The sequence below is a fragment of the Alcanivorax sp. genome, assembly GCF_051117345.1.
GTDB lineage: Bacteria > Pseudomonadota > Gammaproteobacteria > Pseudomonadales > Alcanivoracaceae > Alcanivorax.
The window spans coordinates 1-6970 of the sequence record NZ_JBNPEC010000193.1; the positions used below are offsets into that span (position 1 = coordinate 1).

General features: G+C 57.9%; 8 protein-coding genes, 2 tRNA genes and 1 pseudogene. 9 read left to right on the forward strand and 2 right to left on the reverse strand.

The window, feature by feature from the left end; translation table 11 throughout:
* On the forward strand, nucleotides 1–1234 hold a 1234-nt coding region (locus tag ACFE0K_RS12290; RefSeq protein ID WP_434536341.1), incomplete at its 5' end, for a DUF2157 domain-containing protein.
* A complete protein-coding gene (locus ACFE0K_RS12295; protein WP_434536342.1) occupies nucleotides 1231–1734 on the forward strand; it encodes a GDYXXLXY domain-containing protein in 504 nt (167 codons plus the stop codon). The genes ACFE0K_RS12290 and ACFE0K_RS12295, both read left to right, overlap by 4 nt.
* A gap of 143 nt (nucleotides 1735–1877) precedes the next feature.
* On the opposite strand, the gene ACFE0K_RS12300 is transcribed toward ACFE0K_RS12295, so the two are convergent.
* On the reverse strand, nucleotides 1878–2222 hold the full coding sequence (locus ACFE0K_RS12300) for a glutathione S-transferase family protein (protein WP_434536357.1): 345 nt from the start codon (nucleotides 2220–2222) through the stop codon (nucleotides 1878–1880).
* A gap of 87 nt (nucleotides 2223–2309) precedes the next feature.
* Nucleotides 2310–2531 (reverse strand): annotated as a pseudogene (locus ACFE0K_RS12305) (glutathione S-transferase family protein); the annotation flags it as partial.
* 185 nt (nucleotides 2532–2716) lie between these two features.
* Here ACFE0K_RS12305 and ACFE0K_RS12310 point away from each other — a divergent pair.
* The 7 genes from ACFE0K_RS12310 (at nucleotide 2717) to ACFE0K_RS12340 (ending at nucleotide 6814) form a co-directional block, all read left to right on the forward strand.
* A tRNA-Glu gene (locus ACFE0K_RS12310) sits at nucleotides 2717–2792 on the forward strand.
* A gap of 34 nt (nucleotides 2793–2826) precedes the next feature.
* Nucleotides 2827–2902, forward strand: a tRNA-Gly gene (locus tag ACFE0K_RS12315).
* A 190-nt stretch (nucleotides 2903–3092) separates the two neighbouring features.
* Nucleotides 3093–3764, forward strand: a complete 672-nt coding sequence (locus ACFE0K_RS12320; RefSeq protein ID WP_035246798.1) for a histidine phosphatase family protein — start codon at nucleotides 3093–3095, stop codon at nucleotides 3762–3764.
* A 44-nt stretch (nucleotides 3765–3808) separates the two neighbouring features.
* Entirely contained in the window at nucleotides 3809–4741 is a 933-nt protein-coding gene (locus ACFE0K_RS12325; protein WP_434536343.1) for an ABC transporter ATP-binding protein, read from the forward strand.
* On the forward strand, nucleotides 4738–5511 hold the full coding sequence (locus ACFE0K_RS12330; protein WP_434536344.1) for an ABC transporter permease: 774 nt from the start codon (nucleotides 4738–4740) through the stop codon (nucleotides 5509–5511). Before ACFE0K_RS12325 ends, ACFE0K_RS12330 begins: the two co-directional genes overlap by 4 nt.
* A 55-nt stretch (nucleotides 5512–5566) precedes the next feature.
* On the forward strand, nucleotides 5567–6406 hold the full coding sequence (queF, locus tag ACFE0K_RS12335) for an NADPH-dependent 7-cyano-7-deazaguanine reductase QueF (protein WP_434536345.1): 840 nt from the start codon (nucleotides 5567–5569) through the stop codon (nucleotides 6404–6406).
* A gap of 39 nt (nucleotides 6407–6445) precedes the next feature.
* The gene (locus tag ACFE0K_RS12340; RefSeq protein WP_434536346.1) at nucleotides 6446–6814 is read left to right on the forward strand and encodes a DUF4870 domain-containing protein; all 369 of its coding nucleotides are present in this window, start codon (nucleotides 6446–6448) and stop codon (nucleotides 6812–6814) included.
* Nucleotides 6815–6970 lie beyond the last annotated feature (156 nt).

Consider the following 6970-nt stretch of genomic DNA (forward strand, 5'->3'; position numbering starts at 1 on the left):
GGGCAACCGGATTCTGGCTCGCTACGGCACCCGTCTGGACGACGATGCAGACAGCTCACTGGCCTACAAGGTGCTGGTTACCGTGGCCTTGTTGTTTGTCGGCCTGGCCATTCTGCTACTGGTGTCGGCCAACTGGGAGACCATTCCCCGGGTGGTGCGGATGCTGGGCTTGATTGCCACCACCGTGGCGTTGAACGGGGTGGGGATCTATCAATACCTGCAGCGCCGGGAAGGCATCGGTTGGTTGTTTCTCGGCGGCATCAGTTATGGCGCCTCCATCATGCTGATCGCGCAGATCTATCATCTTGGCGAACACTTCCCTGATGGCCTGTTCTACTGGGCACTGGGCGTGGCGCCCATGGCCTGGCTGGTGCGCAGCCGGGTGATCACCCTGCTGATGCTGGCGGTGGCCATGCTCTGGCTGTTCGCGGAAGGGCAGTTTTCGCCTCCCTGGGCCATGGCCCTGTTTATGGCCGTGGGGCTGGCGGTGGCGGTGCAGGCTCGTTCCGCCGGCCTGATGTTGGTGCTGGCGGCGGTGGGGGTGAGCTGGCTGAATCTGTTGCTGGGCTGGACCTATGGCTACCCCCGCGGCCCGGACTTCGAGGCCGGGCACCTGACCTTGAATATGGGCCTGCTGGCACTGCTCTATGCGCTGGTGTGCTGGCTGGGTAGCCGTGGCGCGCTGCACTGGCAGCGGGCTGGCAGTCTGATCGGCCTGTGGACTCTGCGGGGCTATCTGCTGCTGTTGCTGCCGTTCACCTTCAGCGAATTCTCCGAAGGCTACCTCCATGAGCAGGCCCGCTTGACGGACCCGGGGTTGTGGCTGGGGCTGCTGGCCGCCTTGCTGGCGTCATCACTGTTGGTGTTCCGGCGTCTGGGGCAGACCGGCGGACGCTTGCTGGTGATGCTGTTGCCGTTCGCCATGCTGGGCATTCATGGCCTGTTGAGCCGCGATGACGCCGCATTGTTTGCGGTGGCGGTGAACCTGCTGGCGTTGCTGTCGGCCATTGTGTTGATCCAGGAGGGCTTGCGGCGAGGCCTCAGCCAGTTCTTCTACAGCGGCATTGCTCTGGTGCTGGCGCTGGCGGTGATGCGCTATCTGGACCTGTTTGGTGATTACCTGGGCGCGGCGGCCATGTTCCTGGTAGCGGCAGCGGTACTCTACGGCGCGGCGCGCTACTGGCGTCGCCAGCAGCGTCTTGCGGGGCAGAAATCCGGGGAGGGCCAGGCATGAAGCAGCGCACTCTGAGTCTGGCCTTGCTGGCCGCGCTTACCCTGCAGGTGGCGATTCTCGCCGGGGTATTCGTCAATGGCTTCTATCCCCTGTGGCTGGGCGAGGAAATTCGCCTGGAAACCCGCCCGGTGGACCCACGGGATCTGTTCCGCGGCAACTATGCCCGCCTGGGCTACGACTTCAGTACGCTACCCACCTTGGAGTTCCGCCCCGGGGATGTGGTCTACCTGCCCTTGGAACAGGATGGCGAGCTGTGGCGCGGACTGACTCCCGTTCACCAGCCCCCGGAGCAGGGCATCTACCTGCGCGGCAGAGTCAGCGGTTCGCCCTGGGGCGGTGCCAGCCGAGTCACCTTTGGCATCGAGGCGCTGTTCGCACCCAAGGAAAAAGCGCTGCAGCTGGAGCGGGAATTACGCCATGGCGCCGTGGCGGTGGTGAAGGTGGCACCGAATGGTCGGGCGGCGTTGGTGACGGTGGAGACGAAGCCAATTAATAATTAATAGTGAATAATTAATAACGCGCGATCTTGGTTTTCTGTTTTTGAAACGCAAGAGGCCGCGTCCATAGTTTGGGCGCGGCCCCTTGCGTTGCAGGTCTCTGCACGCTTTCACGCGCAGTTATTAACTATTCATTATTAATTGCCTCACCCCATCACTTTCTGAATAAACCCGGACTCCTTCTCGATGGTCTTGGCAAAAGGCTCCAGGGCGTGCATGCGCTCGGTGTGGGCGGCCAGGTTGGGGTATTTGGCCGGGTCGACGATTTCGCCGCCGTGTTTGAAGTTGACCAGCTGGCTGGCCAGGCCGATGTCCGCCACGGTCATGCTGTCGCCGACCAGGAATTCCCGGCCTTCCAGTTCCTTGTCCAGGTAGGCGAACAAGGGCGGGATGGTGTTTGCCAGGGCGTGCTGCACCTTCTCTTCATCGCATTCCTTGCCGATCAGGCGCATGACCACCCGGTTGCGGAACACCGCGAAGGTGCAGCGCATGGCCAGGTCATAGTCCACGTAACGCTGGAACCAGATGACCCGGCCCAGTTCGAGAGGGTCGGTGGGGTAGAGGGCCGGTTCCGGGTAGACCTTTTCCAGGTAAGCGCAGATGGCGGCGGAATCTGCCAGGTACTGGCCGTCCACTTCCAGGGCCGGAATGCGTTTCATGGGGCTGATCTTTTAGTGGCCTTCCGGCTGGTTGTGTGGGTCGAGATGGACGGAATCATAGTCGACACCTTTCAGTGCCAGGACCACGCGGGTCTTACGGACGAAGGGCGACAGGGCGGCTCCGTACAGCTTGATGGTCATGCTTCTCTCCCGGTAAATGGTTGTTTTTTCAGCGGTGTGGCGAAAGTTTCGCCGCTATAGCGCGCCATTATCAGAGCAGCACAGGTTTTTCGGGTCAATGACGGACCGGGACAAAATTTTTCCTTGACGATGGCTCACCAGATACCTATTCTACGCGCCGCTTTGACGTACCACGTCAAGCCCGGGTCCCCTTCGTCTAGTGGCCCAGGACACCGCCCTTTCACGGCGGTAACAGGGGTTCGACTCCCCTAGGGGACGCCACTAATTCGCTAGCGATTAGCTGGCAAGTAGTTAAGCGGGAATAGCTCAGCTGGTAGAGCACGACCTTGCCAAGGTCGGGGTCGCGAGTTCGAATCTCGTTTCCCGCTCCAAACAAAAAGGGACCCTTTCGGGTCCCTTTTTTATTGGCCGGACGTCAGGATCTCGACGCCTGATGCAAAATGCCCCCAGACGCTTGGCGCGCAAAAGGCGCTTTTACGCTGAGTTAGCGTTTAGCGTGCTCTCCATTTGCTTTCACCCTGACCGTTCGTACACTAGGGACTGACTGAAAGCGAAGAGACTATGGCCCGCCTACACCCCCGATTGCTGGAAGCCCTTAACCTGTTGCCGAAGGACAAGCCTGTCCATCTGCTGACGCGTCATTCCGTGCGTGAGCTGGCCAAGAACGGCTTTGCCGACTACCGGCTGCCGTTGACTCCGGAGGGTATCGACATGGCCCGCGAATGGGGCACCCAGCTGGCGCGGCCGGTGGAGGCGTTCTATTCCAGCCCGGTGGGGCGCTGCGTGAATACCGCCATCGCCATGGCGGAAGGTGCTCGCAAGGCGGGGCTGATAGCGGATATCCCCGAGGTGACCACAGATACCACGCTGGTAGAGCCCGGGTGCTATGTGGAGGATCTGAATCAGGTGGGGCCCACCTTCCTGAAAATGGGTGCCTTCAAGTTCCTCAATCACCACCTTCAAGAGCCGTTTGAGGGAATGCTGTCACCGGCGGAAGGCCGCTCCAAGCTGGCGGCCTACCTCAAGGCTCGTGAACCTGCCAGTGGTCATCTCAATGTCCACGTGACCCATGACACTATCCTGGCGGTGCTGGTGGCCGAGTTACATGGCCGTCGCCGCATTAGCGAAGAAGACTGGCCCTGGATGATGGAAGGGCTGTGGGTATGGTTCAGCGGCGGGCAGATGCACTGGGTCTGGCGTGGTGAACATGGCCACCGGGTTCTGGATCACTGATCCCTCTCTTCATCATCCATTCGACCATTTTGGCGAGGTGATCCTTGTCTGCTCTGACGATTCGTAATCTGACCAAGACCTATGCCAATGGCGTGCAGGCGCTCAAGGGCATCGATCTGCAGGTGGAGAAGGGCGATTTCTTTGCCCTGCTGGGCCCCAACGGGGCAGGCAAGTCCACCACCATTGGTGTGATCAGTTCCCTGGTGAACAAGACCGCGGGGGATGTGAGCATCTTTGGCCATTCCCTGGATACCCAGCGTGCCCTGGCCAAGATGAAAATTGGTGTGGTGCCCCAGGAATTCAACTTCAACCAGTTTGAAAAAGTGTTCGACATTGTCGTCACCCAGGCGGGTTTCTATGGCATCCCTGTGCCCCTGGCTCGCGAGCGGGCGGAGAAATACCTGCGCCAACTGGGCCTCTGGGAAAAGCGTGACAAGCAGTCGCGCACTCTGTCCGGTGGCATGAAACGCCGGCTGATGATTGCCCGGGCGCTGGTCCATGAGCCTGAGTTGTTGATTCTCGATGAGCCCACCGCCGGGGTGGATATCGAGCTGCGTCGTTCCATGTGGGATTTCCTCACCCGTATCAACGGCGAGGGCAAGACCATCATTCTTACCACGCATTATCTGGAAGAAGCGGAATCCCTGTGTCGTCATATTGCCATCATTGATCATGGCGTCATCGTGGAAAATACCGACATGAAATCCCTGCTGGAAAAACTGCAGGTGGAAACCTTCATTCTGGATCTGGCGCGGCCGGTCACCGAGGTGCCGGCACTGGAAGGGTTCGAGGTGTGGCTGAAAGATTCCCGCACGCTGGAAGTGGCGGTGCCGAAATCACAAAGCCTCAATACCTTGTTCGTGGCGCTGGCGGAACAAAATTTTGAAGTGATGAGTATGCGTAACAAGGCCAACCGGCTGGAGGAATTGTTTGTGCGACTGGTGGAGCAGAATCTGCCCGGGGAGCAAGCATCATGAGTCCACGTGAACAGTGGGTGGCCTTTCTCACCATCGTTACCAAGGAAATCCGTCGGTTTACCCGCATCTGGCCGCAGACCCTGCTGCCACCGGCGATCACCATGACGCTGTACTTCGTGATCTTTGGCAATCTCATCGGTAGTCGCATCGGTGAGATGGGCGGCTTCAATTACATGCAATATATCGTGCCGGGCCTGATCATGATGAGCGTGATACAGAACAGCTACGGCAATGTGGTCAGCTCGTTCTTTTCCACCAAGTTCCAGCACTCCATTGAGGAAATGCTGGTGTCACCCATGCCAGCCCACGTGATTCTCAATGGTTTTATCGTCGGTGGCATGGTGCGCGGCATGCTGGTGGGGCTGATCGTCAGCCTGCTCAGTCTGTTTTTCACCCAGCTATCCATGCAGCACCTGCTGATCACCATCACCGTGGTGATACTGACGGCAGCCCTGTTTGCCCTGGGAGGATTCATCAATGCCATCTTCGCCAACAAGTTCGATGATATTTCCATTGTCCCCACCTTCATTCTGACGCCGCTGACCTACCTGGGCGGGGTGTTCTATTCCATCGATCTGTTGCCGGAATTCTGGCGGACGGTGAGCCTGGCCAACCCCATCGTTTATATGGTGAATGCTTTCCGTTACGGCGTGCTGGGTGTCAGTGATGTGAACGTTTATGCCTCGTTGGGGGCGATCTTGGCTTTTGTGGTGGCGTTCTATCTGTTGGCGCTATGGTTGTTGCAACGTGGTACGGGTATTCGCCACTAAACAATCGGATTATGATGGGAATATAATCCAAGGACGGGTGTGCCAAGAGGTAATCATGAGCTATTTGAAAGAAACACCACTGGGGCGATCCAGCGATTACGTGGATGAGTACATGCCCTCGCTGCTGTGCCCGGTGCCGCGCTGGGATGCGCGGGAATCTCTCGAGCTGGAAGAGCTGGGTGATGAAGATACCAGCCTGCCGTTCCACGGCACGGATATCTGGAATGCCTACGAGCTGTCCTGGCTCAATGAAAAGGGCAAGCCGGTGGTGGCTCTGTGCGAGTTGCGCATTCCCTGCACCACCCCCAACATCGTGGAATCCAAATCACTCAAGCTGTATCTGAATTCCTTTGCCAACACCCGTTTTGAAAACCGCGATAAGGTGCGCGCCACGATTGAAAAGGATGTGGCGCAGACGGTGGGTGGCAACATGGAAGTATTGCTGTATTCCCTGGAAGAATCCGCCGGCTTTCCAGTGTGGGAAGATCGCGGCCAGTGTGTGGACAACATCGACATCGGTTTCGAGCATTACGAATATCGCCCGGACTTGCTGTTGTGTGACCAGGGTGCCGAGCAGACCGGACAACTCTATTCTCACCTGCTGCGCAGTCATTGCCCGGTGACCAACCAGCCGGACTGGGCCACGGTGGTGGTACGCTACACCGGCCGCGCCATCAGCCCGGCCAGTTTTCTGCGTTACGTGGTGTCTCTGCGTAATCATCAGGGCTTCCATGAACAGATTATCGAGCAGATGTTTGTCGACCTGATGCGCCAGTGTTCCCCGCGTCACCTGACCGTTTACGGGCGCTTTACTCGTCGTGGCGGTATCGATATCAATCCGTTCCGCTCGAACAGCGAGCAGCCGTTACCGAACCGGCGCACCATCCGTCAGTAACAACATCACCAAGCCAATACCGTTATCAAGGAGCGAACAATGTCCGATCTGGAGCAGACCCAGAGCGAAACGAAAAAGGAAGAACGCAGCCTGGGCCTTGCCTGCCACCTGCTGGCACTGGCGGGTCTGGTGGTGCCATTCGGCAATATACTGGGGCCGCTGATCATGTGGCTGGTCAAGAAAGATGAAAGTGCCTTTGTCGATGATCAGGGCAAAGAAGCGTTGAACTTCAACATCACCATTTCCATTGCCGGCTTTGTTGCCTTCCTGCTGATGTTCGTCGTCATTGGCGGTCTTCTGCTGCCCATCATCGGCATCTTCTGGCTGGTGATGACCATCATTGCTGCGGTGAAAGCCAATGGAGGGGAGCGCTATCGTTATCCGTTGACCCTTCGGTTAATCAAATAATAGCTACGAGCTTCTAGCTTCTAGCTTCTAGCTACAAGCTACAAGCTACAAGCTACAAGCTACAAGCTACAAGCTACAAGCTACAAGCTACAAGCTACAAGCTACAAGCTACAAGCTACAAGCTACAAGCTACAAGCTACAAGCTACAAGCTACAA